We start from the raw sequence: 26158 nt of genomic DNA on the forward strand, positions 1-26158 counted from the left end.
TTGATTATAGTTTTGATTTTTGCGATCGCCGTTTTGCCCTTGTCCCCTTTGTCATGGATCGCTGTTTTCGTGGTCTTTAGTCTGAATGAAGAGTTTCGGCAAAAAGCAATCACTCCGTTGCATCTCCTAAAAAGCGATCACTCTCCAGTATCAAAATGCTCTAGTCATAATGACTCCACATTCGATAAATTTTGATCAATTTCTCCGATTCAAAGACTTCATAAACTAGCCGGTGCTGTTTATTAATACGACGACTAATTAACCCTTTCATGTCTCCTTTTAATAACTCATAATCTGGTGGATATTGAAACGGGTCTTCTTCAATTATTTTGATAAGTTGAAGAACTTTGGGCTTCAGTCCACTAGAAGCAATCTTTTTTGCATCTTTTTGAGATTGGGTCATAAAGATTATTTTATACATCACCAATCTAACTCATCTAAGCTTAAGCTCTGTTCAATAGATTCATCACGGGCTGCCTGAATACTTTGAACCATTCCTTCGATTCCCCTTAGATATTCGTCATCACTGACAAAATCTGATTGTTCTAGAATTTTAATTTCGTCTCTAGAGAAGCGATCAAGTAACCATAGAAATTTTTCACTAATGCTATCGTCAATTTGTAAGGTAATTGTTCGCATAAATTAACTCCTCAGCTTTCTGTATAAATCGCTTTCACATTGAAATTTACACTCTGTGTATTCTATCATTATTTTCCACATTATCCAACAAGCGATCGCTGGTTGTATTGTCGGTATAGCTCTAAAAAAATTAAAAGCTTTATCTTCAGCATTATAGGGATTTACTAGATTATAGGGATTTACTAGGGCGATCGCCGTTTCTCCCTCAATGCCTTCTCCTCGATCTAATCACTGCTAAAGTATAATGACAAAAAAGAGATGATGACAATGGTAAACCTAGAAACGATCCAAGAAGACCTTGCGTCCCTTCCTTTGGATGCTCAACAGACCATTCTTGAACTTATAGATATTCTCAAAAAACGCTATTCTGCTGACCAAGAGGAAATGAACGAACTGGCAACACAGGATTGGTCTGACTTTATTGGTTGTATGGAAGCTGAACCAGACCTTTCACAAAATTATAAGAACCTATTTAACCAGTGAACTTAATCAAAAAAGTGATCGCTGTTTTCGTAGCCTTTAGTCTGAATTAAGAGTTTCGGCAAAAAATAGTCTGTATTCTTCTTAAAAACTAGGGTTAGGCGATCAGATTCTAAGTAAGGTTATTAAGATTTGAATCTTGAAATAAAATCCGAAAGTTCTCTTGGCTAAAGTGTTTGTCATGGGTTAATACTTCTGCAATTCCCCTTTGTTTCATCACAATCATAGAAATGCAGTCTGTCAGGCTATAACCCTTATCAGGACGTTCATCAAATAGTTGAAATCCAGCGTGTCTGAGTTGGGGGGTATAAGAAATAATTTCCATGTTCGGCTCTTCACAGATTTTAAGGTAAGTTGCTAAAGCCTTTCGGCGCATAATAGTACCTCTGGTTGCGAAATAGTTGAGTGTTTCATCTATAATTCCATCGGTGGTTATTAGGTAATCATCTGCATATTTCTGGGCATAATCCAAGGCAATGAAGTGCCAAGTATCCCTGGGATTAATCAAAGCAATCCAGTAAAAGGTATCAGCAAAGATGAGTTTCATCGTTAACGTTTGGGTGTGCCATAAAGATAATGATCGTGTTGTTCGGCTCCGTCGGTGGGTAGGGTGTCTAGGACTTCTGGGGGAATATCGGCGATTAGTTCTTCAATAAATTGCCAAAAGGGTTGTTTGGTTTTGGTTGCTTGGGTTTGATGGAGGAAGTCGAGGAGTTGATGAATGGTTTCATCGGAGGCGGTTTCGATTTCCTGTAGGAGTTGTTCTTTGGCTGTCATGGCTGGTTTGGGCGGGTGGGGATATTCCAGATTATAGGGATTTACTAGGGCGATCGCTGATCAAGGTTTTTGCGATCACGGCCTTTGTCGTCTAATCGCAGCTTTTGTAGCTTGATCGCTGATCAAGGCTTTTGTGATCGCGGATTTTGTCGTCTAATCGCGGCTTTTTCGGTCTGAACGCGGAGAGGGGGTAATCAGTCGGGTGGAGAGCGGGAAAATTGTCAGGATATTTTGACAAGGGTTGGGCTTAAGTTGGTAAAGTTGGGGATTTTTCCCAAGTTAAGGATTTTTGCGGGGGAGTTGAGATGCTGGAAGTTTCGCGGGGTAGGGGTTTGGAGAATTTTGCAGATTTTTTCCTTAAGTTGGTAAACTTTGGTTGTTGTATGACTAAGGGGGGATTACGATAAACCAAGTTTGCAAATTCTAAATACTCGATAGTGAAAAAACAATGCCACAGTCTATTCCGTATGATCCGTCCCTAACTCTGGGAAACGTAGTTTCTAATTCAAAGCTGAAAGCCCTTATTGAGCTATCAAAACTCCAACAACCAATTGATGAATTGGAATATGCCATGAATTCAAGCATTGAGTTACTGAGAAGTCTCGATAGAACTAGTGCTGAGTTGACGAATCTCGGCATTGGTAATAGTAGTGAACTTGATGCTGCACGAAAAACCGCTGAAGAGACTGTTAAAAAATCTGCTCAGGAATACGCAACAAAGCGAGCTGAGAACCTACCAGAGATTGCAAAAAGAAGAGGAGCATTGAGCGCGATTTCGACTAGCGTTGAAAGCCCTATTGACTATAACAAAACACAGATTAAGAAGATGCCTCTTTCTTCTGATTCACTGAGAATGAATGCACAGTATTTCGCCTCTGAGCAACAGAAAGATGGTTCTAACACTGGAATTAAACAAGCTAAAGCATTTGTAGGGGCAATGACTAGCTTCCTTGGGACGGGTGCGACCTTTAGTTGATAAAAGCTGTTGTAATCAGGGTTCTACAGGGAACCCATATTGATCAAGTTTTGCCCAAAATTGACTCCATCGTTCCTTGGTCAATACCAAAGCTCGTAGGCTCAAAATAATTCCTGCTCCTTTTTCCTTCCATCGCATCCCTGAACAACATAATCGTTGTTTGACCAACGTCTTACAAGCTGCTTCCGTAACACCTGAACCAATCGGATACTTTTTCTCTAAGTATTCAGCATAATCCATTTGATGCTGATGATTCTCGTAATAAGTAATCGCCGCTTGTAGTTTCTCGGTAAGATTCTTAGAATGACTTTTTTCTTCTTTGACTTCTTTCATCAGATTTAGCAGTTCTCCTGCTTTTCCTTTTTCATGCTTGAGTTCTCGACAATTTTCAGTCAACCATTCTTTTTGTTTTGACACGGTATTCGGATGCAACGCTTCTGCCAAGGCACCTAAGTAACCAGAGGCATGATAGAAATCTAATATCTGTTCTTCCGTTTGCTTTTCTAAAAACTTCCAATTTGATTCTGCCCCGTCTGCTATCCCGACCAATGTTGCCTCTGGATAACGGTTTTTCGCTCGCTCAATTTCTCTTTCTAATCTTTCTAGAAAACTCTTTTTTCCATACTCTGGTGCCGCACCTAGATAGATTGTAGGTTGACGTTCGCCTTCACTATCGTATAGGGAAACGGTTCCCACCATTGCTTCACGGTAGCCATCCTCACACATCAGCATACAGGTTCCATCTAATCCTATTCCCACTGTTGCAATTTGGCTATCCTCCTTGGGCGGGGCATAACTCCACGCTTCTTCTTTTGCTTGTACCACACTTCCTACTGCTTCACTCAATCTTTGGATATAGGATAGCGCTACTTTTCTACCATGATTTTCTAATAAATCATTTTTCACCTCTTTGCCTGCCATCCCTGACATTTTTGAGGATACCTGTTTTGCCAATAATGGCGTTGATGTTATGATTATCCTTGCTTCTCTTTCTAAGGGGCAATACGTTTTTCCTCAAAGGTGAACGCTGATATACATGACGATTCACTATAACCTCACCATAAGGTGTTTGATATTCTTTCGGTTGCTCTCCCTTACTCTTCCAGATTTCTTCACCGATTTTTAAGGGTGAACCATCTGTATCTAAATATTTCAAGGCTTCTTTGCTGGCGATGCAACCTACTTCGTTTAAGCCTTTTTGAATATTTATTTCTGTATCCAACATTGAACGACTGAGTTCTAATGTTAGTTCTATTTTTATCTTTGAACCCTCTACATTAATTAGTTTTGCTGTCATCATTGTTTCCTCTTTGTCACTTTTCATCTCATGTTAACACTTTTCTTTTCCTTCATCAACTAAAGGTCACACCCCTTGGGACAAAGAGATCGGCTGAGTTGACAACCGCTGTGGGTACGCAAATGACAACTCAAGAACAAACAAACGTCCTTGAGGGTACACTTATTATTACGGTAACTTGCACACATAAAGATGCCGTGCTTCTTGCTCCTTTTGTGCTTGATGTTGATAAGGCTATCAGGGTGTGGAATTCTCTTTGCGATGAAGGAGACATTCCCAAAGATAAATATCTTAACATTAATGAGCTTCAGAAGTTCGCAAAAGAAGAAGGAACTAAGGATGAGGAGAAACTAAGTCTTTTGTCGGGTGTTACATACGGTTCCAGCTTCATTGGCATGGTTCATATCCTCAAATCGACAAGTTCTAAATCCAGCCAAAATATCAGCACCGTTGCAGCATCAATGCAGGCACAGATGGAAACTGGAAACTGGTTCTCTAGTGCCTCTGGTGGGTTTGGAATAGACGCATCTTTTGCCAATGATGTAAAAAGCTTACTCAGTTCACAATCGTTAACTTCTACTGTCAGCATTATTACAATGGGATCAATTCCCGTTATCAAATCAAATGAGATCCAGATGGGTGTCCAAAAATTTGCTGACTTTGATCCTGCAAAAATGATGGAGAAATTGGCAGTAGCAGCCAATGCGACTAACAGTGAGCAGGCTTCTGTCGCAGAACAAGCTCAGGCAGCCAGAACTGGGGGACAAATGTTGGCTATTCGAGATGCTGAGATTAAGTCTGTCGTTACTGGACTAGCTCCTATTGATGAAAGGAAAAATAAGGTGCTAGACACAGATACCTTAATGACAGCTTTTGAAGACTATGTGGACAAAGCCCTTGCTGGCAATTTGGGTGTCCCGATTAATTTCTACCTGAAATCCATTACGCGCGTTCAACTTGCACAAATGTGGGTTGCTAAATACTTTCCCAAACGATACTTGGTGCGTCAAGGTGATGATAATCCTGTAGACAATCCAACTCCAGGCTGACGCTAGTGCGATCACCGCTTTTGACTGGGTGCGTTTACAAATCAAGACGTACCCTTCCTAAAATAGCCAAGCTAGGAATTACCAAGTTTTAGACTTGACCTCTCAATAAATTTCAACAATTGTCGATAGCTATGAAGAATTTTTTTAGAGTTTTATTGTGTTTCTTGTTTGTTTTGATTCTATTTCATTCTCAACCAGCCCAAGCTGATAGTAAAATTAAACCTTGTAGCCCAAAGAGTATCCCAGTAGTTGTCAAAGATGACCTCAGAAATATTAAAGCAGGATTAGTAGCAGGTCGCCCCTATGCTAATGCTAGTGGGATGGGAAGCCAACTACTACCAAGTCTTGCTAGAAATCAGGAATATCGAGAATACGATCTAGATGCGAATAACCCAAATCCAGCAAACCGTGGCAAATTTCGTGCTGTTGCATTAGAGTATCAAGAAAGAACAGGTAAAACTATACGTGAACCGATTTATCTTACTTTAGATCATTACAAAACTTTTTGTATCTATAAACAATAAGTGCGATCGCTGTTTTGATTTAGTGCGATCATCTTATAACACAATTCTTAAGAGGGGTTAAAAGCCCCTTTTTTTTTGCAAATCATGAGGACAGAGGTGAAAAGCGATAGGGCGATCTTTGTGATACTCTTCACCTTTAAAATGAAACATTATGATACATTTTCATATTATGTGCGTTACTAACCCATTCTCCCCCTATTCATTGCCTTCTCTTCCCTGCCAAAATGATTGATAACTAGAAACAACCAAACGAATGAAGGGAATTTTGGATTTTTGACTAATCTCCTGAAATATTAACCCCTATTTTTAGCCTAAGTACAGGACAAAAAATGTAGGGAGTCGAGAAAAAGAGAAAAATTGGGTAGAGAAGGATTAAGAACAAGATGACGAAGATGGTCAAAACCAAGACGAAAAAGACTCTGCGCTAGGCGACCATGTTTCTTGAGGGGAATGGGATGAAGATGATGAATTGCTAGACCAGTTTTGAGAGACCAAGCCAAAGCTAAAGTCAGTAAAGCCAAAAGCTTACGAAGACGCTTGGGGTCAGTAAAGTGAGTAGATTCCAAGCAAAAGCCACGAGTCTTAAAGATGCCAAAAAGGGTTTCAATGCCCCAACGCAGGGCATAATCGTGAATAAGACCTTGGGAATCGGGATGTCCAATGACGATGAGTAGAGAATTATCAGGCAAGCGAAGAGCCTCTACAGAAACAGGATATCCCCAAACCCGACAACTCCCTTGAAGACGTTGAGATTCACTCTTTTGCAAGATGGGCAAAAATGACTTTGGCGGCCAAAAGCTTGCCATTGTGCTCAATCTTGTCCGTAGCCCGAATTCTCAGACAGAAAGCCAGTAGCGGTTCGAGCAGAAGATAGCGAAGCCAAGCCTGACCAATAAACTCACGGTCGCCACATAAACAACGAATCAGGGCGGTGGGAAAAATCTTGAGCATCTCCTCGATAAAACGCATTCGTTCATCACTGTTAGAATTGCCCTTTTTCTTGCTAAGCATCCACCACAAGATGGGAATGGCTACTCCTTCATGGACAATGCCGACAGTGAGGATATTATAACCATGACTGCCAAACTCCCAGGTTGTGCGGTCAATACTTAATACCCAAGGTTGAGGGATATCCAGCCAACTGACTACAATACGGGCAATGTGATGGTAATCCAGCTCAAATCCTGAGAAAAAGCGTTGTAAGCGTTTGTAATGAGAATCCACCAATGCCCGACCTTCAAAACCCAGAGCCAATTCTTTAAGGTTAACCGTTTTCACTTTGAGGAGGGCGAGTAAGAACAAGGCTAGGAAGGAGAGTCTGGCACCATGCCATCCCAAATGGGGTTTTAGGGCTTGTTTCAATGCGTTATATTGGTTCATGGGTTTTCTTACATTACGTTCATCTTCCATGAAACCCCTTTCTCGTATACTTTTCAAGCCTTTTGTCCTGTACTTAGATTTTTAGCTTACAACGACGGCTAATAGAACTGATTGCCGAAACAAAAAACACCGAATTTAATCTTTTCGAGCGTCATAGTGAAGCCGACGAGACACTACTAGAATTACAACAAATTGGGAATTGCCTGGAAAGATGAAGCAATCCTTACCCTCGTCTTCATACCTTAACCCTAAGAAACTCTGAATATTATCCAATCGCTCCCTCTGCTATCCCAGAATTGTTGGCGGAAACCATCGAACAAACTCAAATCTCAGCCAATGTCGTGACGGCAAGCTCATCTGAAACCAGAAAAAATTGGAGATTATGATGACCGAGCAATCTTTTATTCCCGATCGACAAACGAGAACTCAAAGTATCGCTAGATGGCGAGAAACTTGCCGAAAATTAGATTTAGTCACCTTGAAATTTGATCAATTAATTGCCATGATCGAAGCGGATTTACGTCATCAAAGCTTGGAACAGCTTCACCATCAAAGTCAGAGCGATCGCTGATCGAGTCTAGGGCGATCGCGGCTTTTGTCGTCTATTCGCGGCTTTTGTAGTTTGATCGCTGATCAAGGTTTTTGCGATCGCGGCTTTTGCGGTCTGATCGCGGAGAGGGGGGAATCTGGCGGGCGGAGTGTGGGGAGATTGTCAGGATATTTTGACAAGGGTTGGGCTTAAGTTGGTAAAGTTGGGGATTTTTCCCAAGTTAAGGATTTTTGCGGGAGGGTTGAGGGGCTGGAAGTTACGCGGGGTAGGGGTTTGGACAATTTTGCGGTTTTTTTCCTTAAGTTGGTAAACTTTGGTTGTATTGGGAACGAAAAGTGATTATATTACGAAGGTATTGTCGCTAGTGTTGAGGATCGGTAAAGTCCTAAAATCTTTTTTATTCAAAAGAAATATCTAGAAATCCTAATTTTTTTATTTGAATAAAAGCTTTTCAAACATACTCCAACACTTTTCAAGCATACTCTAGGCTTCAATATCTCTTATGTAAAGGATAAAGTCAAAATGACAACATTTTCAACGACAGGAAATCCAATTAGGGTTGCATTTAAGGCGAACAACGGAAAATATATAACATCCAACAGTGATGGCAATGTACTGCAAGCCAGCAGTGATGCCATCGGCAGCAACGAGAATTTCCAAATGTACTTCCAGGGGGGAGACAAGGTTGTTGCCCTGATGGCTTCCAATGGCAAATATGTATCCAACCAACAGGATGGAACGGCTCCTCTTGCTGCAATAGCTAATGCCATAAGTCCAACAGAGCAATTCATCGTAGAGGATTGGGATTCCTCCAAAATAGTAGTACTGTTTGCCTCCAACAAAAAATACGTCCAATTGGTAAATCCGACTGCTGCTCTACAAGCAGAAGGGGATCCAGCCGATGCAGCCACTTTTGAAATTGTACTTCTTTCGGAAAGCAGTAGCCCAGTAGAAACTCGTTTGAGTGCCGAAACTCCTCCAGTTGCTTTATTATCTGTAAGAGATGAAACTCCTATAATTATCGACCAAACCAGTGCTTTCACGGTATGTTTTTGCGGAACTGGCTGTACCAGAGATGAAGGAGAAGTATCACGAGATGTAAGTGATAAAAACATTTATGCCCCGGCGGCTGGCTACATTCCTGTGAGAATTCACAAGGAAATTAGCGGAGACCTTCGGGCAACCACACCGAGTGTTACCGTTCGGGGAGTCGGAGAGAACGATTGGGCTGTGCCACGCGATAGCAGCGAACCCCTTGTTTTTGATGCTCCCCTGAATGCGGCTCCAAGCTTGCTTTCTTACGTTCGAGACTATTCAGGTGGCAACCAATATTCCGACCTAACTCAAGCGAGTGGGCAGTCTGCGCCTGCGCTTGCGCTTCATGGAGCCAACCTGGCAACCGCAAGCGGAAAGAATGTGTACAATTTCATTGGGCACAGCAGGGGGGCTGTGGAAGCCATCATGGCCGCATGGTTTATCTATTTCTATGGACCGGACGATGTAAAGCATATCCCGATTAACATATTCGCTATCGACCCTGTACCGGGACCTGGGGAATGGTGGGGAATATTCACTCAGTTACCTCCCAATGTGGTCAATTACGTTGGAGTTTATGCCTGGGATATGTGCGTACAGCTGTCGGAAGACAAGGTGTTCATGGGATTGGTGCCTAGGCCGAGCGGACGGATGACCGGCAAACCCGATGAAGCAACCATCTATAATTCCTGGTGGCAAAATAAATGGAAATACATCGCCGACAATTATGTACTGACTGATCCCTTGAAGGTCGGGACTGACCCGCAACCAACGAATTATGAATTGTATGCCTGTCGCGGAAGACACAGTACCGTTGCTGGAAACTATACAGCAGATGGGAACTATGATGCGGCTAACGTGAGCGAAACCGTTGCTCCTGTTCCAGAACTGATTTATAAAATGGCAAGAGGATACCCATTGGTGTCAACTTAAGCCAAAATGCCTACTCACAAAAGATTAGCCTAAAAGCAGGCGGAAGTAAGAGTAGGCTGAAAAAAAGGTTAGTATATAAAAAAGTGAGCAAAAAACAAATGGCAAGACAACATCCTCGGAGAAAAGGAAACCCAGACTTACGTCGTAAGACAAATCAGCCAGGGGTAGAAATCCCTGAAATAACAAAAGAGTTGTTTGAATTACTAGAACCCACAATGTTTACACCATTAAAATATTTACAGGGAACTCATGAGAAAATGATGAGAGATAGGGTGCTAAATTTACCAGTAATGGTGGCATTAGTGTTAAGTATAGTGTATCGTCAAATAGCGGGTATAAGTGAAGCGGTAAGACTGTTAGAGGAAGAGGGATTGCTATGGGTAGCATCATTAAAAGTAAGCAAACAGGCAGTATCAAAAAGAATGATGAATGTGCCAGCCGAAATATTTGCAATATTACTAAAAGGAGTGTTAGAAAAAGCAGCCGAAAAAGGGAAGAAGCTCCAAGTAGGAGAAAAATGGGAAAAAATAAGAGAAAAGTTTAGTGCAGTGTGGATAGCAGATGGCTAAACGCTAGAGCAGATAAGGAAAAATATGAAAATAAGTAAAGAAGAAAAGAGTAAATTGGGGGGTAAAATAATGATGGTAGTGGAAGCCTTTACCCCATTGGTGTCAACTTAAGCCAAAATGCCTACTCACAAAAGATTAGCCTAAAAGCAGGCGGAAGTAAGAGTAGGCTGAAAAAAAGGTTAGTATATAAAAAAGTGAGCAAAAAACAAATGGCAAGACAACATCCTCGGAGAAAAGGAAACCCAGACTTACGTCGTAAGACAAATCAGCCAGGGGTAGAAATCCCTGAAATAACAAAAGAGTTGTTTGAATTACTAGAACCCACAATGTTTACACCATTAAAATATTTACAGGGAACTCATGAGAAAATGATGAGAGATAGGGTATTAAATTTACCAGTAATGGTGGCATTAGTGTTAAGTATAGTGTATCGTCAAATAGCGGGTATAAGTGAAGCGGTAAGACTGTTAGAGGAAGAGGGATTGCTATGGGTAGCATCATTAAAAGTAAGCAAACAGGCAGTATCAAAAAGAATGATGAATGTGCCAGCCGAAATATTTGCAATATTACTAAAAGGAGTGTTAGAAAAAGCAGCCGAAAAAGGGAAGAAGCTCCAAGTAGGAGAAAAATGGGAAAAAATAAGAGAAAAGTTTAGTGCAGTGTGGATAGCAGATGGCTCAACGCTAGAGCAGATAAGGAAAAATATGAAAATAAGTAAAGAAGAAAAGAGTAAATTGGGGGGTAAAATAATGATGGTAGTGGAAGCCTTTACCCAAAGACCCGTTACTTTATGGTACACAGAAAATGATAAATCAAATGATAAAATATGGTGTGAAGAATTGGCAGCTAAATTACCAGAAAATGGTTTAATTCTCGTAGATATGGGATTTTTTAGCTTTGTGTGGTTTGATTTGTTAACAGAAGCTAAAAAGTTTTTTCTAACCAGATTTAGAGCGGGTACATCTTACAAAACCAAACAAGTATTGTCTCAAGGTAGTCATTACAGAGATGAGATTATCATTATGGGAAATTACCGTTCTAATCCTTGCAAGCATCCGGTGAGATTAGTCTCAGTATTATGGGGAACAATCTGGTATCAGTATTTAACAAATGTGTTGTCTCCCGAACAACTGTCCGCCGAAGAGGTCTGTGATTTATATCGAAGACGATGGACAATCGAAGAAGCCTTTTTATTAACGAAAAGACTTTTAGGACTAGCCTATTTATGGGTAGGTAATAAGAATGGTGTCCAAATCCAGATTATTTGCACTTTGATTTTCTATACGGTCTTAAATCAATTGGTAGGGGAAGTGGCGATTGCTCTAAATCAACCGAAAGAAAAAATCTCAGTAGAGATGGTGTTTCGGAGTCTATACTATGTAGCGAAGGCTATTGCTAGAGGAGAAAAGCCTGATACAGTAACCTATCTGGCTGAACGTGCTAAGTTATTTGGTTTGGTCAAAGCTGAGAGAAAGCGACATCGAGAAAAGGCCGCTCTCAATCAACAAATTTGGGAACCCATTCCTTTAAGTTGACACGGATGGAGGATACCTGACTCAATGGGGAACGACCTTTCAGGCTCCAAGTGCTGTACAACAAAGGGTTCTTGCTCTTAGGAAAAGCATTAACACCTTTCACAGAGATTTTGACATCATGGGCGGCGGGGAGACTCGAACAAGTGCTTTGACCGCACGACCTTATGTACGACGGCTTTCGTCCATATCTGGATCGAACCCGTTCAACAGCTACTACATGGATAATGTGGTGGGGGATCCCCCTTATAAAATGGTCTATCCTGTTACTTCCGAGCGAACGGATGCCGGATGGGTCAAATGGAAATTTTTGTAAGTCAAATAGTACAACGGAGCATTTCAAAGTAATCAGCCATCTATTAAAAAGGACTTTCACTCATGACTAGTTACAACGTAGCGCCGAAACTGTCCAGTGTTTTTGCGATAGAGCAAACAGACAACTGCCCGCATGTATTCGGGATAGGTACAGATAATACCGTGTATCTGAATTGGCGAAACTCATCAGGTCAGTGGAGCGGATGGATCGCGAACTGGGACAATGCGCCGAAACTGTCCAGTGTTTTTGCGATAGAGCAAACAGACAACTGCCCGCATGTATTCGGGATAGGTACAGATAATACCGTGTATCTGAATTGGCGAAACTCATCAGGTCAGTGGAGCGGATGGATCGCGAACTGGGACAATGCGCCGAAACTGTCCAGTGTTTTTGCGATAGAGCAAACAGACAACTGCCCGCATGTATTCGGAATCGGCACAGATAATACCGTGTATCTGAATTGGCGAAACTCATCAGGTCAGTGGAGCGGATGGATCGCGAACTGGGACAATGCGCCGAAACTGTCCAGTGTTTTTGCGATAGAGCAAACAGACAACTGCCCGCATGTATTCGGGATAGGTACAGATAATACCGTGTATCTGAATTGGCGAAACTCATCAGGTCAGTGGAGCGGATGGATCGCGAACTGGGACAATGCGCCGAAACTGTCCAGTGTTTTTGCGATAGAGCAAACAGACAACTGCCCGCATGTATTCGGAATCGGCACAGATAATACCGTGTATCTGAATTGGCGAAACTCATCAGGTCAGTGGAGCGGATGGATCGCGAACTGGGACAATGCGCCGAAACTGTCCAGTGTTTTTGCGATAGAGCAAACAGACAACTGCCCGCATGTATTCGGAATCGGCACAGATAATACCGTGTATCTGAATTGGCGAAACTCATCAGGTCAGTGGAGCGGATGGATCGCGAATTGGGACAATGCGCCGAAACTGTCCAGTGTTTTTGCGATAGAGCAAACAGACAACTGCCCGCATGTATTCGGGATAGGCACAGATAATACCGTGTATCTGAATTGGCGAAACTCATCAGGTCAGTGGAGCGGATGGATCGCGAATTGGGACAATGCGCCGAAACTGTCCAGTGTTTTTGCGATAGAGCAAACAGACAACTGCCCGCATGTATTCGGAATCGGCACAGATAATACCGTGTATCTGAATTGGCGAAACTCATCAGGTCAGTGGAGCGGATGGATCGCGAATTGGGACAATGCGCCGAAACTGTCCAGTGTTTTTGCGATAGAGCAAACAGACAACTGCCCGCATGTATTCGGAATCGGCACAGATAATACCGTGTATCTGAATTGGCGAAACTCATCAGGTCAGTGGAGCGGATGGATCGCGAACTGGGGTGCGGAGAAAAAGACCACTCCAGTCACAAGTACATACATCGATAGTGTCAAGGAAGAAGTAAAGGATTATTTCAATCATCTTAGTGGACTTGCTTATCTCCGAGTACTGGATACGCCTCATGTGTGGGGAATGCCATTTGGTAAAGCGATCATGCCGCAAGCCCTAATCCGCCAGACCGAATTTGAACGGGCAATCGTGGAGATCGTACAAAAAGCGAAATATCGCTGCGATATATCTTCTTTGAATAGTCCTGATCCGGACTGGGCAAGGGTCATCATGGGAGCTATGGATACAGCCTTGACCAAGGTAATGGACAGAAAGCAACCCACCCAATTCCGGTTTTTCTTTGGTCAGACACCAACAGCCTATCTTCCCACTGGAAGGGTGCCGGATGGAGAGACCGCCAATTACGCCGATTTTAAAGCAGCCCTGATTCGGTTGTTCAGGGAACGATCGCAATACTGGGAAATGATGCCCGAAATATGGTTTGGTCGCTTTTATCGATTGCAAGACGGCATCATATCTGCCATTCAGGCAAAAGTATTTGGCAGTGCCGTCATTGGAAGTGATGATACGAAGATGACCTGGAACCACACAAAAATAATCAGTGTAGATGGCACGGAAGCCCTCGTTGGGGGTCATAATCTGAACATGGACCTGTTTAGAAGTTATCCTCCAGTACATGATGTTTCCAACGTGGTACATGGGGAGGCAGCCTATGGCGCACAAATCTTCTTAAATCAAATGTGGGTGTGTGGGACAGATCTATTTACCAAAGAGTTCTTGAACACAGATAATTTGACTTGGGTAAATCGCGATAGTGAGGCAAATAAGCCCAATGATCCGCTCGTCCAGCCGGATGTGGTTGCCTATATGAAGACTAAGCAGGACGCATTGATCGCCATGCACAAATCTGGTGTTCAAACAGGAGTGGATGCACCTTACAATAATGGAGAACAACCCGTACCAGAAGGAATTCGCAACCAAGACTTGCAAACAATTTCAGATTTGAATCTCGAAGTTTTCCCGTATCGCGTTATCTACAATACCTATGAGGGATGGTCAGATTATAAACAAGCTACCCGCATTTTAACTTTGGGTAAATACTGGAATGGGCCAGAACAAACGACTGCCTTCCAGAAAGCATCTGAGATCATGAAAGAATATTTGATCAAGAATGCGAAGCGAACCATCAAGATGTCGCAGATGGACATCGTTAGTGCTTGGAAAAAGAATTGGTCGGATCATCATGTGTGTATTTGGATATTGGAAGCACTGCTGGCTAACCCTGACCTACAGGTTCAGATTGTAGTTTCACCATTGGATGCCGGAGCCGGAGCAGAAGGAGACCAATATTCCTTTGGCTCTGGAGCATCGCGCACATTTGACCTATTAAAATACTACATGACCCACGATGTAGCAACTGATGCGCCATTAGATGATCCAGATGGTAAGCGTGCTAACGCTCTGACAAGGTTGTATGTAGCACCGTTTTATTTCACGGACCAGGTTCCGGCAGGCGACACGATCGAGGGCGATACCTACAAGTGGCCAAACCTCAGCAAGGAAGGATATACTGCTACCCTAAAGCAGAAGCCCCTTGCAGATCAACCGCCTTCTCATGGCGTAATTGGAAGTGCTGCATGGTCTGTGCTGAATGCAAGCGGTTATATCTATGACAAAGTACCGTCTGCACCCGGAAATCATGCCAAGATCACGATCGTGGATGATGAGCTATATATCGTTGGATCGGATAACCTTTATCCCGGTTTTCTTTCGGAGATCGATTATATGGTTGAAGGAGCCGATGCCGTGAATGAGCTGATCACTTCGTACTGGAACCCGCTGTGGCAATATTCCAGTCCGCATGCCATCTCAGGAGCATCGGACACTGCATCCGTCACGGTTGCTTATATCCAAGGCGGCAATACGAAGACCGTTACCTGGACGCTTAACCTCTCCATGTCCCTGCTGGAATTAAAACAGAAGATGAAAAATGAGATTCCCGCAGATGGTCATGCAAACAATGCAGCCGATCTCAATGTGTGGGGACCCGATGGTATGGCCATGAAGCCCGATACTCAAATTTTGCGCAATTTTGGACTGAAGAATGGTGCGCACATCAGTGTAGATTTTCCAAAGGCTGGGGCTGCGTTTGGCTAATAAAATTAGTACGATCATCGATCTTAATAACGCAATTTTTAAGAGGGGTTAAAAGCCCCTTTTTTTGGCCAATCATGAGGACAGAGGTAAAGAGCGACAGGGCGATCCTTGTGATACCCTTGACCGTTAACATGAACATTATTATACATTTTTATATTAGGGCTTGCTGAAAAAGTCAAAAAACGAAAGAAATGTGGGTTAGGGAAGTATGGACTGAAAAAGCATAGATAACTTATCCTTATGGAAACAAATCAAAATACAGATTTTGTTTAATCTATTGTTCCTTTCTGTCTAAAAAGGTCAACACAAATCACTCCTCACAAAAGAGAGGAAAATTAACACCATTTTTCACAAGAAAAACGACTCTACAACTTTTTACTTTTTGTCTTCTGAAGTAGAGTAGAAAGATTCATTACCAAAAAGTTCATCGCAATTACCGTTTCCGAGGTCTCAGGTAGTTTGGCCATCACTCGACCAAGACTAAATTTCCTCTTTCCCTGTCCGAATTTACCCTCAATGGCATTACGCACTCTTTCATCTGAGCGTGCCTCTTTCTTTTTTTCTTTGCTCACCTCTTTCGGCGGTCTTCCCAATCGGGGACCACTCATTCTTATATCCCTTTCTTTACAATAAGCTCGATTCGCTTTTGTTCGATAGATTTTATCCACATGAACCGATTCCGGATAACATCCTGTTTCCCTTTTATATTCTTCTATTCGCGCTTGTAAATCTCCCGATTCGTTGTAATTATCCCAACTTAATTTGTCTAAGAAGACAAAGCCATTCACATTACTTGCCGATATTTTAGCTCCAAACTCTACTGCTTTTCCCGCTTTTCCACGCACTATTGGACGCACGTGAGGTTGGCTTACACTCACAATTCTGTTTTCTACTTTATTTGTCTTTTTTTCATACATTTCTAACTGTTGCTCATACACTTTTCCTATCGTTACAAGCTCTTCTTGCTCTTTTTTCGTTAGTTTTTCTAACTTTGCTCCCTCTTCTATCATTTTTTCTATATCAGACAAGTTTCTTTTTATATATCCTAGTTGTTTTTTTGTTCCTTTTCTTCTTTCTTTTTTTGACACACGACGTTTTTTTGCTATGGCTAAGTACTCTTTTCTTGCCACTTCCCTATAAGTCCTCGGCTTTTCTTTCCTTTTCTCTTTTATTTCTTCATACAGCTTATCTATTATTTTTTCTGTTTTTTCTCTGGCATCATTCAATATTCCTATATCCGTTGGATATTTTATATCTGCTGGTGTACAAGTCGCATCTAACAATAACTTTCCTTCATTTTCTTTTTTTTCTGACGCTACACCCGTCGCTTTTTTTTCTATTTCTTTATTAATTTTATTTATTAATTCCATTCCTATTTTTTTACGAAAATGAACCATCATTGACGCATTAAATGCTTCTTTGCTACTATAGCTTTCCATTCCTATAAAGTACTGTAAATAAGGGTTCTCTTTTATTTGTTCTACTGTTTCTCTGTCACTTTTTCCTGAAATTTCTTTGATAATTAATGCTCCTAATGCCATTCTAAATGATTTGGCTGGGGCTCCTTTTTTTTCTGTGAAGTTTTTTGCATATTCTTCCTCATATTCTTCCCAAAGAATCATTTTTGACATTTCTATCCAACGATTTTCTTCGTCTAACTGCCCGCCGAACAGATTTTTCAAGTTTTCTGGTGTTTCAATTGAGTACTGTTGCTTTCGGTACATCTGCTTTCTCTCTTCTTAATGCAATGGTTTTGAGGCATTCTACCCTATTTTCGTGCATTCTAGCGGTTCTTAATTCGCCTACTATTTTTCTCCGTAAAGGTTTCAGCTTTTTTCAGCAAGCCCTAATTAATGCTCCTAATGCCATTCTAAATGATTTGGCTGGGGCTCCTTTTTTTTCTGTGAAGTTTTTTGCATATTCTTCCTCATATTCTTCCCAGGGAATCATTTTTGACATTTCTATCCAACGATTTTCTTCGTCTAACTGCCCGCCGAACAGATTTTTCAAGTTTTCTGGTGTTTCAATTGAGTACTGTTGCTTTCGGTACATCTGCTTTCTCTCTTCTTAATGCAATGGTTTTGAGGCATTCTACCCTATTTTCGTGCATTCTAGCGGTTCTTAATTCGCCTACTATTTTTCTCCGTAAAGGTTTCAGCTTTTTTCAGCAAGCCCTATATTATGTGAGTTACTAACCCATCCTCCCCCTATTCATCGCCTTCTCTTCCCTGCCAAAATGACTTATAACTAGAAACAACCAAACGAATGAAGAGATTTTTCGATTTTTGGCTAATCTCCTGAAGTATTAACCCCATATTTTTAGCTTACAACGACGGCTTATAGAACTGATTGCCCAAACAAAAAACACCGAATTTAATCTTTTCGAGCGTCATAGTGAAACCGACGAAACACTACCAGAATTAAAACAAATTGAGAATTGTCTGGAAAAATCAAGAAATCCTTACCCTCATCTTCATACCTTAACCCTAAGAAACTCTGAATATTATCCAATCGCTCCCTCTGCTATCCCAGAATTGTTGGAGGAAACCATCGAACAAACTCAAATCTCAGCCGATGTCGTGACAGTAAGCTTATCTGAAACCAGAAAAAATTGGAGATTATGACGACCGAGCAATCTTGTATTCCCGATCTACAAACAAGAACTCAAAGTATGGCTAGATGGCGAGAAGCTTGCCGAAAATTAGATTTAGTCACCTTGAAATTTGATCAATTAATTGCCATGATCGAAGCAGATTTACGTCATCAAAGCTTGGAACAGCTTCACCATCAAAGTCAGAGCGATCGCTGATCGAGTCTAGGGCGATCGCTGTGTTACCCTAGTGGGCAGAAAGTAATCTACAAGCGATCATTTGAAGCCATGAGTGAAGCAGTTGTCACACTTCTTAGACAATTCAAAGAACTTTCAGCCAGAGAAAGATCTGAGTTCCTTTCAGCGAGCCTGAGTCCGAATGGAAACTATGGCGACTGGAATAATGATGATGCAGCCCTTTTTGCCGCTCAATCGTTTGCTCGTCTAGATGCAGAGGAGGAGACAGATGGGGAATCCGCGGCCAGTTCGTAGCTAAATAAATGGTGAACTTGAGGGCGATCACCGATCTTATAACGCAATTTTTAAGAGAGGTTAAAAGCCCCCTTTCTCTTGGGTGAATCAAGGATAACTTTCACGAACCTTTAAAATCGCCCCCTCAAAGCCTTACGCCCCAAATTATTACATAACCAAGTACCTCTTTGATAGAATTAAAGCAGAAACCAACTCAACGGCAAATTATGCTAAAAACCATCGAAGGCATTTATCAGGATGGACAAATTCATTTCACCGAACCTCCGCAAGATATTGGCGATCGCTCCCAAGTTCTCGTCACCTTTCTCGATTCCGACAAAATCAATTCTGTTAAACTACGCCAACTATTAGAGCAATTAGAAACAATTAAGGGGATTCAGCAAGGCTTTGAAGAACTAAACGCGGGTCAAACTCGCCCGATTCGTCACAGTTCCCAAGCACCTCTGACGTTAAATGATGTAGAAGAGCTAGAAGGTAGTATTTAGGGCGATCGCTTTAGAAACACTTTCATCCAGTGCGATCGCCGTCATCTTGTTAATTAAATAAAACTGCGATCGTTTTGGCTTTTGAAAGTGCGATCGCTGTTTTGATTTAGAGTAAAGCAGAGACGATCATTTTTCTTGTTAAAATATTAAGTCAGTAATCAAGCTATAATTAGCGAATGAACAAAAAACAGCGAAAAACCTATGATGCTATTTTTGTTGATCCTATCCGCCGTAACATCGTTTGGGATGATGTCGTTAACTTAATTCAGTCATTGGGAGGTATCATTACTCAAGGCGATGGCTCAAGAGTTCGATTTGACCTAAACAAAATTTCCCTTAATATTCATTCCCCTCACCCTCAAAAAGAACTAAAAAGATACCAAATTAAAGCTCTTCGTGAATTTCTAATTAAAGCAGGAGTAGATTAATGCGATACAAAGACTATGAAGCTGTGATTGAATACGATGAAAGCGATCGCTTATTTTTTGGTCGTGTCATCAACACAGAAGATATTATTGTTTTCGATGGTCTTTCCGTTAATGAACTAGAACAAGCTTTTAAAACCGCCATTGAACAATATTTAATGGATTGTCAAAACCTCAATAAAATGCCTGATCAACCGGGTGCGACCTTCATATGATACCTTCTCGACTCTGGAAAATTCTTGCCTAGCAAAGCTTTCATCGAATCCACTCAAAAATCATGTTGTGAATTAGCAACAACCAGAATCCTTACGCAGCAATAGTTTATCAATCAGAGGTCGCACCCGATCAACCGACCTATTCCTTATCTTCTCATTAGCTCAACGTTGAGGAGCGATCGCGCTTTTAAATGAATAATGATTAACCATAAATTAATTGGCGATCGCCGTCTTCCTATTGATTAAACTTTAAAATTGCGATCATTTTTGTTTTTGAAAGAGCGATCACTGTGTTAACCTAGTGGGCAGAAAGCAATCTACAAGTGATCGGTTGAAGCCATGAGTGAAGCAGTTGTAACACTTCTTAGACAGTTCAAAAAACTTTCAGCCAGAGAAAAATCTGAGTTCCTTTCAGCAAGCCTGAGTCCGCATGGAGACTATGGTGATTGGAGTAATGATGATGCAGTCCTTTTTGCCGCTCAATCATTTGCTCGTCTAGATGCAGAGGAGGAAGCAGATGGGGAATCCGAAGCCAGTTCGTAGTGAGGTTTGGCTCATTAATTTTGGGATAGCCGCGAAAGTACGCCCCGCTCTTGTTGTGAGTGAACCTTATGGAGATGAGGATCGAGCTTTGATTGGTGTGATTCCTCATACAACTAGTATCAGAGGCTCCCAATATGAGATTCAGATCGACCTTCCCTTTCTGAAAAAAAAAGGTGCCTTCCTACTTCAGGGTTTTGTAACCGTTCCCCCACCCTATTTTGTGAAAAAGCTTGGAATGCTATCGGAATCACAGATGAAATTAATTGAAAATGGGCTGAGAGATTGGCTCCGTCTTTAATAATCGTCATATAAACCTTCGTCTTCTGGGGCATAACTATTTAGGAATGAAGAATGAAGGCGATCGCTAACCAAGGTTTTGGGCTGAATGGTGATCACCCACTTCCCTTTACCAATTCCTTGCACAATAGAACTTGGAAGATTGAGTTGCTCCCCTTCTTCAATTTCTACTTCAAAGGCTAATTTTAATAACTGATTTTTCATAAAGCAAAAGCACCCATAATATTGAAGATATTAGCACAGCGCGTAGAAGCATCATCTTTTTTTAGCATTAAAAACAGCGATCATCCTTTCAATTTTAACAACGCGATCGCCCTAAACCTGTAAAAGTGCGATCACCGTCTTCCTATTGATTAAACTTTAAAATTGCGATCATTTTGGTTTTTGAAAGAGCGATCGCCGTGTTACTCTAGTGGACAGAAGGCAATCTAAGGGCGATCAGTTGAAACCATGAGTGAAGCAGTTGTAACACTTCTTAGACAGTTCAAGAAATTTCAGCCAGAGAAAGATCTGAGTTCCTTGCTTTAATTCAAGGATAATAAATCTCCCTTACTGACTACAATCATTTCTATGCCAAAATATACATTTACTAACTATTTTGAAAATGATGTTTTAACAAAACGCCCTTACCTCAAAAAAGAATGGTGTATTTACGTGATCGAAAACCCTATCCGCTGTGAACCTCAAGAAGATAATCGTTTTCGCTTTTGGGCACAGATAGAAGAATTTGGCGATCGATACCTGAGAGTCATTACCCTAGAAGATAAGCTGACTATCCACAACGCCTTTCCAGACCGGAGCTTTATACCATGAAGATTAATTACTACCCAGAAACGGACTCCCTTTATATCCACCTTGCAGACAAATCCAGTTTTGATAGCCAAGAAATTTCAGAAGGAGTCGTTGCCGATTACGATGAATTAGGGAACCTAGTCGGTTTAGACATTGATAATGCCAGCAAAAAAGTGCAACTCGGTGAATTTATTATCAATCAACTCCCTCTCGTCCCCTTGAAAGCATCTGCATAAGTTTAAGTAAATTAGGGAGAAATGAAGCGGCGATCACCGTGTTACTCTAAATGATTTTTAGTAGCCACAACTTTTAACCCATTCCCTTAACTCATCCTCATCAATTTCTTCATCTACTTCAACCCCAGTTATCCATTCCTGCGGATTACCTAAATCTTGTAATCTCTTAATCGCTAAAGCTTCTGCTGATGTAATTTCAGGATCATCTTCCAGAATAACAATAACCTCTGCCTTTCTTCCATGAAAAAGCTTATCTGACTGAATTTCTAGCCGACCATCCGACTGAACAAAAGTTGTTTGACGAATTGCTTGAGTCATTAGTAACCTCTTGGATTTTGCTGATGTTAATGTAAGCTAAAAATTTACGTTCAGAGCGATCGCCGTCTTCTTGTTAATTAAACTTTAAAATTGCGATCAGCGATCATCTAGGGTGCTTTACTTAACGCGCTTTTTGCTTTTTTATTATCGATATCACAACCCCAATAACTTAGAGCGTGGCGGTGACAACAATTTGCAACTACAATGGGTTGTTGTAACAGCAGTTCAGTGATGGAATACCAATGGAATGAAACAAAACGACTTATCAATCTTCGTAAACACGGTATAGATTTTGCCGATGTTCCTGCCCTCTTCTATGGAGACATCTTAACAGTTGAAGATGAGCACAGTTGAAGATGAGCGTCTCGATTATGGAGAGCAGCGTTTTGTCACATTCGGCTTACTAAAAGGGCGAGTTATTGCCGTTGTTCATACCGAACGTAAGGATCACACTCGTATTATTTCTGCAAGAAAGGCAACTAAATATGAACAACTAACCTACTTTGAGCAACTCTCAAACTGATTGGCAACGATTAGACGCAATGAGCGATGAAGATATTGATTTTTCGGACTGCCCAGAAATTCCCCCCGAAATGTTTGCTAGGGCCGTAGTGCGGCGAAATGTCCCCTTAACCAAGGCCAAAGCTCAAGTTACTCTCCCCATTGATAATGATGTATTCGAGTGGTTTAAATCTCAGGGAAAAGGCTATCAGACACAGATCAATCAGATGCGATCGCCATAAAATAAGTAATGAGACGAAATTATTTACACATGACTTTGATGTTATACAAGCTTTTCAGTCTGATTTTTGTGTAATTAATTTTGTACAACTACTTAGCCGTAAAATTGCTAGGAAAAACGGCCCCCCATTCTGCTAGACTGGAAAAGTTGTCAAAATTCGCACATTCAGGATTTCGGGTGTTTCTCAAACAGAAATCCCCCTGAGTGGAGGCTAAACCCGAAAAGGAGAAAAATTTAATGCCCGTTGTCTCTCTCGCAGAATTGCTAGAGTCTGGGGTTCACTTCGGCCACCAAACACGCCGTTGGAATCCCCGTATGGCTCCCTATATTTACACCGCCCGTAATGGTGTTCATATTATTGACTTAGTGCAGACCGCCCAGTTAATTGAAGATGCCTACGAATATGTGCGTCGCTCTTCAGAACAGGGTAAGCGTTTCCTTTTTATCGGCACCAAACGCCAAGCCGCCGGTATCGTTGCCCAGGAAGCCTATCGTTGTGGCGCGAACTTCGTTAACCAACGTTGGTTAGGAGGAATGCTCACGAACTGGGAAACCATCCGTAATCGGGTTGAGCGTCTGAAAGAATTAGAAGCCCTCGAAAGCAGTGGCGCGATCGACCGTCGTCCCAAAAAAGAAGCTTCGGTATTACGTCGGGAACTGGGCAAGCTTCACAAATATCTGGGTGGCATTAAAACCATGCGGAAAATCCCTGATATCGTTATCGTGGTAGATCAACGTCGGGAATATAACGCTATTCAGGAATGCCAAAAGTTAGGAATCCCGATTATATCTTTATTGGATACTAACTGTGATCCCGATGCAGTGGATATTCCCATTCCTGCCAATGATGATGCAATTCGCTCTATTAAACTGATTCTGGGCAAATTGGCCGATGCGATCTATGAAGGTCGTCATGGTCAGTTGAACTCCGATGAAGATTATGAAGAGTTTGAGGAAACATTGGCTGAAGAGGAAGAGGATATGGACGACGCTGATTTAGTTGCTGAGTACGGTGACGAAGATAGCGACGAGGAAGTCTAGCTCTAACCTGGGGTTTGTATAGAAGAATACTTGCAAACCCAGGGGCTAAGACTCCGTGTCATCATAGGAAACTACGAGTAGGAAAATTATTAACATGGCAGAAATTTCGGCAAAACTAGTTAAGGAACTGCGCGATAAAACAGGCGCGGGGATGATGGACTGTAAGAAAGCGTTAAGTGAAAATAACGGGGAGATCGAAAAGTCCATTGAGTGGTTACGTCAAAAGGGGATCTCTTCCGCCGAGAAAAAATCAGGTCGTACTGCTGCTGAGGGTTTAGTTCACAGCTATATCCATTTTGGTGGCCGTATTGGGGTTTTGGTGGAAGTGAATTGTGAAACGGACTTTGTCGCTCGTGGCGATAAGTTTAAAGAGCTAGTCGGTAATGTGGCGATGCAAATTGCGGCTTGTCCGAACGTAGCCTACGTCAAGGTAGAGGATATTCCCGCTACCATTGTCCAGAAGGAAAAAGAGATTGAAATGGGTCGGGATGATCTGGGCAATAAACCTGAAAATATTAAGGAGAAAATTGTCCAAGGTCGTATTGATAAACGTCTGAAAGAGTTATCTTTACTGGATCAGCCCTTTATTAAAGACCAAAATATCACCGTTGAAGAGTTGATTAAAAAGGCGATCGCTGAATTAGGAGAAAATATCCAAATTCGTCGCTTTGTCCGTTTTAATCTGGGTGAAGGTATCGAAAAAGAATCCATGAGCTTTGCGGATGAAGTTGCGGCTCAAACGGCTCAAGCAACTCAAACAGTGGAAGCAACGCCTGAACCAGTAGCAGAAACGGCTCCCGAACCAGTAGCAGAACCGACTCCTGAACCTAAGGGCAAGGGTAAAAAGAAAAAGTAGTGAGTTTCAATGGCTAAAATTAGGCCTTGAATATTGCTAAAAAATCAACTATAAGCAAAAGTTAAATGGGAGTTTTCCATTGCTTTTGCTTTTTTTGTTAATTAGGTTAAAGATAATTGGCGATCGCCTATGAGCATTATTTTAATTTTTGCGTTACTGTCTCTAACCATTTGGTTATTTTTAATCTTTGCCTGGGGCAATTTTTGGAAAGCGGATCAATATCTAAAGCTAGATTCTAACCCATTAGATAATTACCCTGCTGTTTGTGCTATCGTTCCTGCCCGTAATGAAGCTGATGTGATTGAGGTTAGTTTAAGGTCTTTATTAACCCAGGACTATCCTGGACAATTTTCAATTATTTTAGTGGATGATCAAAGCAGCGATCGCACCGGAGAAATCGCTCAAAATTTGGCCCAATCCTTAAATAAAATGAATCAGCTAATTGTCATATTTGGAAAGCCTCTAGCTTCTGGTTGGTCGGGAAAACTTTGGGCTATGGAACAAGGGATTCAAGCGGCCAAAGAGCAGGCCTTAAACCCCCAATATTTTTTGTTTACCGACGCTGATATTCAACATCATTCCAGCAATTTAAAAGAATTAGTGATCAAAACAGAGCAGGAAAACTTAGCATTAACGTCCCTCATGGTGTTATTACGTTGTGAAAGTTTTTGGGAAAAATTCTTGATTCCGGCCTTTGTCTTTTTCTTTCAAAAATTATACCCTTTTCCCTGGGTTAATAATCCCCAATGTAAAATGGCAGCAGCAGCAGGCGGTTGTATTTTGATTCGTCGGGAAGCTTTAGAAAATATAGGCGGAGTTGCCAGTTTAAAAGAGTCTTTGATCGATGATTGTACCCTAGCTCAAAAAGTTAAAGCCTTCTCTAACTCGAATCAATCCACTGCAATTTGGCTCGGTTTAACTCAATCGACGCTCAGTTTACGAGCCTATGATTCCCTCGACACCATTTGGAATATGATTGCTCGTACTGCCTATACTCAACTTTACTATAATCCTGGATTATTGTTGGGAACTTTATTCGGAATGACCCTGGTTTATTTAATGGCTCCGATCGCATTTATCGTCGGTTTAGTAACCAGTAATGGCCCTTTACTCACGGTGGCGATTGTCACCTGGATACTGATGGCGATCGCCTATCTACCCACTTTAAAATTATATCGGCTTTCTCATGGATGGAGTTTAAGTTTACCTCTGATTGCTTTTCTGTATAATTTGATGACCCTAGATTCGGCTTGGCGATATTGGCGAGGACAAGGTGGTGCTTGGAAAAGCCGAGTTTATTCTCAGTAATAGCCTAAAAATACCAATTAAAAATAAAGTGCCTAAGCTGGAAGCTGAAAAGAGAAAGACTTATGAGTTAAATAAAATTTTACGTTTACAACGGCTCTCTGATAACTGAGGTGATAAGTTTATCTTAATATTGTTCAAGGGCGAATTGCGTTCGCCCCTACAGAAGGTTTTTAGGAGATCGTAGGGGCGAAAGCCTTGCCATCCGTGTCAACTTAACGTGTAACT

28 protein-coding genes and 4 pseudogenes are annotated in these 26158 nt (G+C 41.5%); 22 read left to right on the forward strand and 10 right to left on the reverse strand.

The features are described from left to right. Nucleotides 1-160: 160 nt before the first annotated feature. The gene (locus tag KA717_01975; protein ID UXE61746.1) at nucleotides 161-403 is read right to left on the reverse strand and encodes a Txe/YoeB family addiction module toxin; all 243 of its coding nucleotides are present in this window, start codon (nucleotides 401-403) and stop codon (nucleotides 161-163) included. Nucleotides 404-420: 17 nt separating this feature from the next. Next, nucleotides 421-639, reverse strand: a complete 219-nt coding sequence (locus tag KA717_01980) for a hypothetical protein (protein UXE61747.1) — start codon at nucleotides 637-639, stop codon at nucleotides 421-423. Nucleotides 640-906: 267 nt separating this feature from the next. Here KA717_01980 and KA717_01985 point away from each other — a divergent pair, with 267 nt between their 5' ends. Beyond that, a complete protein-coding gene (locus tag KA717_01985) occupies nucleotides 907-1122 on the forward strand; it encodes a hypothetical protein (GenBank protein UXE61748.1) in 216 nt (71 codons plus the stop codon). A gap of 109 nt (nucleotides 1123-1231) precedes the next feature. On the opposite strand, the gene KA717_01990 is transcribed toward KA717_01985, so the two are convergent. Next, on the reverse strand, nucleotides 1232-1666 hold the full coding sequence (locus KA717_01990; GenBank protein UXE61749.1) for a hypothetical protein: 435 nt from the start codon (nucleotides 1664-1666) through the stop codon (nucleotides 1232-1234). A gap of 2 nt (nucleotides 1667-1668) precedes the next feature. Next, nucleotides 1669-1896: a hypothetical protein gene (locus KA717_01995; protein UXE61750.1), complete on the reverse strand. Its 228-nt coding sequence runs from the start codon at nucleotides 1894-1896 to the stop codon at nucleotides 1669-1671. Between the two features lie 448 nt (nucleotides 1897-2344). On the opposite strand from KA717_01995, the gene KA717_02000 reads away from it, so the two are divergent. Next, nucleotides 2345-2872, forward strand: a complete 528-nt coding sequence (locus KA717_02000) for a hypothetical protein (protein UXE61751.1) — start codon at nucleotides 2345-2347, stop codon at nucleotides 2870-2872. Nucleotides 2873-2887: 15 nt separating this feature from the next. Here KA717_02000 and KA717_02005 read toward each other — a convergent pair. Next, nucleotides 2888-4169 (reverse strand): annotated as a pseudogene (locus KA717_02005) (ISKra4 family transposase). Nucleotides 4170-4291: 122 nt separating this feature from the next. Here KA717_02005 and KA717_02010 point away from each other — a divergent pair. Both KA717_02010 and KA717_02015 read left to right on the forward strand, forming a co-directional pair. Further along, nucleotides 4292-5218, forward strand: a complete 927-nt coding sequence (locus KA717_02010) for a hypothetical protein (GenBank protein UXE61752.1) — start codon at nucleotides 4292-4294, stop codon at nucleotides 5216-5218. Nucleotides 5219-5349: 131 nt separating this feature from the next. Further along, a complete protein-coding gene (locus KA717_02015; GenBank protein ID UXE61753.1) occupies nucleotides 5350-5742 on the forward strand; it encodes a hypothetical protein in 393 nt (130 codons plus the stop codon). Nucleotides 5743-6053: 311 nt separating this feature from the next. On the opposite strand, the pseudogene KA717_02020 reads toward KA717_02015, so the two are convergent. Continuing rightward, nucleotides 6054-7122, reverse strand: a pseudogene (locus tag KA717_02020) (IS4 family transposase). A gap of 382 nt (nucleotides 7123-7504) precedes the next feature. Here KA717_02020 and KA717_02025 point away from each other — a divergent pair. From KA717_02025 to KA717_02045, 5 genes are all read left to right on the forward strand, one after another. Next, nucleotides 7505-7693 (forward strand): hypothetical protein, encoded by a 189-nt coding sequence (locus KA717_02025; protein UXE61754.1) that lies wholly within the window; start codon nucleotides 7505-7507, stop codon nucleotides 7691-7693. 501 nt (nucleotides 7694-8194) lie between these two features. Beyond that, on the forward strand, nucleotides 8195-9640 hold the full coding sequence (locus KA717_02030; GenBank protein ID UXE61755.1) for a hypothetical protein: 1446 nt from the start codon (nucleotides 8195-8197) through the stop codon (nucleotides 9638-9640). An 83-nt stretch (nucleotides 9641-9723) separates the two neighbouring features. Next, a complete protein-coding gene (locus KA717_02035; GenBank protein ID UXE61756.1) occupies nucleotides 9724-10209 on the forward strand; it encodes a hypothetical protein in 486 nt (161 codons plus the stop codon). Nucleotides 10210-10418: 209 nt separating this feature from the next. Continuing rightward, on the forward strand, nucleotides 10419-11744 hold the full coding sequence (locus KA717_02040; protein ID UXE64526.1) for an IS4 family transposase: 1326 nt from the start codon (nucleotides 10419-10421) through the stop codon (nucleotides 11742-11744). 375 nt (nucleotides 11745-12119) lie between these two features. Next, nucleotides 12120-15593: a hypothetical protein gene (locus tag KA717_02045; GenBank protein UXE61757.1), complete on the forward strand. Its 3474-nt coding sequence runs from the start codon at nucleotides 12120-12122 to the stop codon at nucleotides 15591-15593. A gap of 386 nt (nucleotides 15594-15979) precedes the next feature. Here KA717_02045 and KA717_02050 read toward each other — a convergent pair. After that, nucleotides 15980-17317: pseudogene (locus tag KA717_02050) on the reverse strand (IS5 family transposase). Nucleotides 17318-17441: 124 nt separating this feature from the next. Continuing rightward, nucleotides 17442-17645, reverse strand: a pseudogene (locus KA717_02055) (IS5/IS1182 family transposase). A 568-nt stretch (nucleotides 17646-18213) separates the two neighbouring features. Between KA717_02055 and KA717_02060 the strand changes: the two are divergent. The 6 genes from KA717_02060 (at nucleotide 18214) to KA717_02085 (ending at nucleotide 20641) form a co-directional block, all read left to right on the forward strand. After that, the gene (locus KA717_02060; protein UXE61758.1) at nucleotides 18214-18402 is read left to right on the forward strand and encodes a hypothetical protein; all 189 of its coding nucleotides are present in this window, start codon (nucleotides 18214-18216) and stop codon (nucleotides 18400-18402) included. Nucleotides 18403-18842: 440 nt separating this feature from the next. Continuing rightward, nucleotides 18843-19160, forward strand: coding sequence for a hypothetical protein (locus KA717_02065; GenBank protein ID UXE61759.1), 318 nt, complete (start codon nucleotides 18843-18845; stop codon nucleotides 19158-19160). A gap of 176 nt (nucleotides 19161-19336) precedes the next feature. Beyond that, on the forward strand, nucleotides 19337-19588 hold the full coding sequence (locus KA717_02070) for a type II toxin-antitoxin system HicA family toxin (protein ID UXE61760.1): 252 nt from the start codon (nucleotides 19337-19339) through the stop codon (nucleotides 19586-19588). Continuing rightward, nucleotides 19588-19800: a type II toxin-antitoxin system HicB family antitoxin gene (locus KA717_02075; GenBank protein ID UXE61761.1), complete on the forward strand. Its 213-nt coding sequence runs from the start codon at nucleotides 19588-19590 to the stop codon at nucleotides 19798-19800. Before KA717_02070 ends, KA717_02075 begins: the two co-directional genes overlap by 1 nt. A gap of 339 nt (nucleotides 19801-20139) precedes the next feature. Then, a complete protein-coding gene (locus KA717_02080) occupies nucleotides 20140-20343 on the forward strand; it encodes a hypothetical protein (protein UXE61762.1) in 204 nt (67 codons plus the stop codon). Further along, complete coding sequence (locus tag KA717_02085; protein ID UXE61763.1) at nucleotides 20318-20641, forward strand: type II toxin-antitoxin system PemK/MazF family toxin; 324 nt, start codon at nucleotides 20318-20320, stop codon at nucleotides 20639-20641. The genes KA717_02080 and KA717_02085 overlap by 26 nt, the downstream gene beginning before the upstream one ends. Here KA717_02085 and KA717_02090 read toward each other — a convergent pair. Further along, a complete protein-coding gene (locus KA717_02090) occupies nucleotides 20638-20844 on the reverse strand; it encodes a hypothetical protein (GenBank protein ID UXE61764.1) in 207 nt (68 codons plus the stop codon). The two genes, KA717_02085 and KA717_02090, sit on opposite strands and share 4 nt — an antisense overlap. Before the next feature lie 366 nt (nucleotides 20845-21210). On the opposite strand from KA717_02090, the gene KA717_02095 reads away from it, so the two are divergent. Continuing rightward, on the forward strand, nucleotides 21211-21453 hold the full coding sequence (locus KA717_02095) for a hypothetical protein (GenBank protein ID UXE61765.1): 243 nt from the start codon (nucleotides 21211-21213) through the stop codon (nucleotides 21451-21453). Next, nucleotides 21450-21668 (forward strand): DUF2283 domain-containing protein, encoded by a 219-nt coding sequence (locus KA717_02100; protein UXE61766.1) that lies wholly within the window; start codon nucleotides 21450-21452, stop codon nucleotides 21666-21668. The genes KA717_02095 and KA717_02100 overlap by 4 nt, the downstream gene beginning before the upstream one ends. 57 nt (nucleotides 21669-21725) lie before the next feature. Here the strand turns inward: KA717_02100 and KA717_02105 are convergent, their stop codons facing one another. Continuing rightward, nucleotides 21726-21986 (reverse strand): hypothetical protein, encoded by a 261-nt coding sequence (locus KA717_02105; GenBank protein UXE61767.1) that lies wholly within the window; start codon nucleotides 21984-21986, stop codon nucleotides 21726-21728. A gap of 340 nt (nucleotides 21987-22326) precedes the next feature. Between KA717_02105 and KA717_02110 the strand changes: the two genes are divergently transcribed. The 5 genes from KA717_02110 (at nucleotide 22327) to KA717_02130 (ending at nucleotide 25933) form a co-directional block, all read left to right on the forward strand. After that, nucleotides 22327-22509, forward strand: coding sequence for a BrnT family toxin (locus tag KA717_02110; GenBank protein UXE61768.1), 183 nt, complete (start codon nucleotides 22327-22329; stop codon nucleotides 22507-22509). Continuing rightward, nucleotides 22490-22729: a BrnA antitoxin family protein gene (locus KA717_02115; GenBank protein UXE61769.1), complete on the forward strand. Its 240-nt coding sequence runs from the start codon at nucleotides 22490-22492 to the stop codon at nucleotides 22727-22729. The genes KA717_02110 and KA717_02115 overlap by 20 nt, the downstream gene beginning before the upstream one ends. Before the next feature lie 236 nt (nucleotides 22730-22965). Continuing rightward, nucleotides 22966-23769 (forward strand): 30S ribosomal protein S2, encoded by an 804-nt coding sequence (rpsB, locus tag KA717_02120; protein UXE64527.1) that lies wholly within the window; start codon nucleotides 22966-22968, stop codon nucleotides 23767-23769. 94 nt (nucleotides 23770-23863) lie between these two features. Then, nucleotides 23864-24625, forward strand: a complete 762-nt coding sequence (gene tsf, locus KA717_02125) for a translation elongation factor Ts (protein UXE61770.1) — start codon at nucleotides 23864-23866, stop codon at nucleotides 24623-24625. Nucleotides 24626-24754: 129 nt separating this feature from the next. After that, the gene (locus KA717_02130) at nucleotides 24755-25933 is read left to right on the forward strand and encodes a glycosyltransferase (GenBank protein UXE61771.1); all 1179 of its coding nucleotides are present in this window, start codon (nucleotides 24755-24757) and stop codon (nucleotides 25931-25933) included. The last annotated feature ends 225 nt before the right edge of the window (nucleotides 25934-26158 follow it).

Source organism: Woronichinia naegeliana WA131 (assembly GCA_025370055.1).
GTDB classification, from domain to species: Bacteria; Cyanobacteriota; Cyanobacteriia; order Cyanobacteriales; family Microcystaceae; genus Woronichinia; species Woronichinia naegeliana.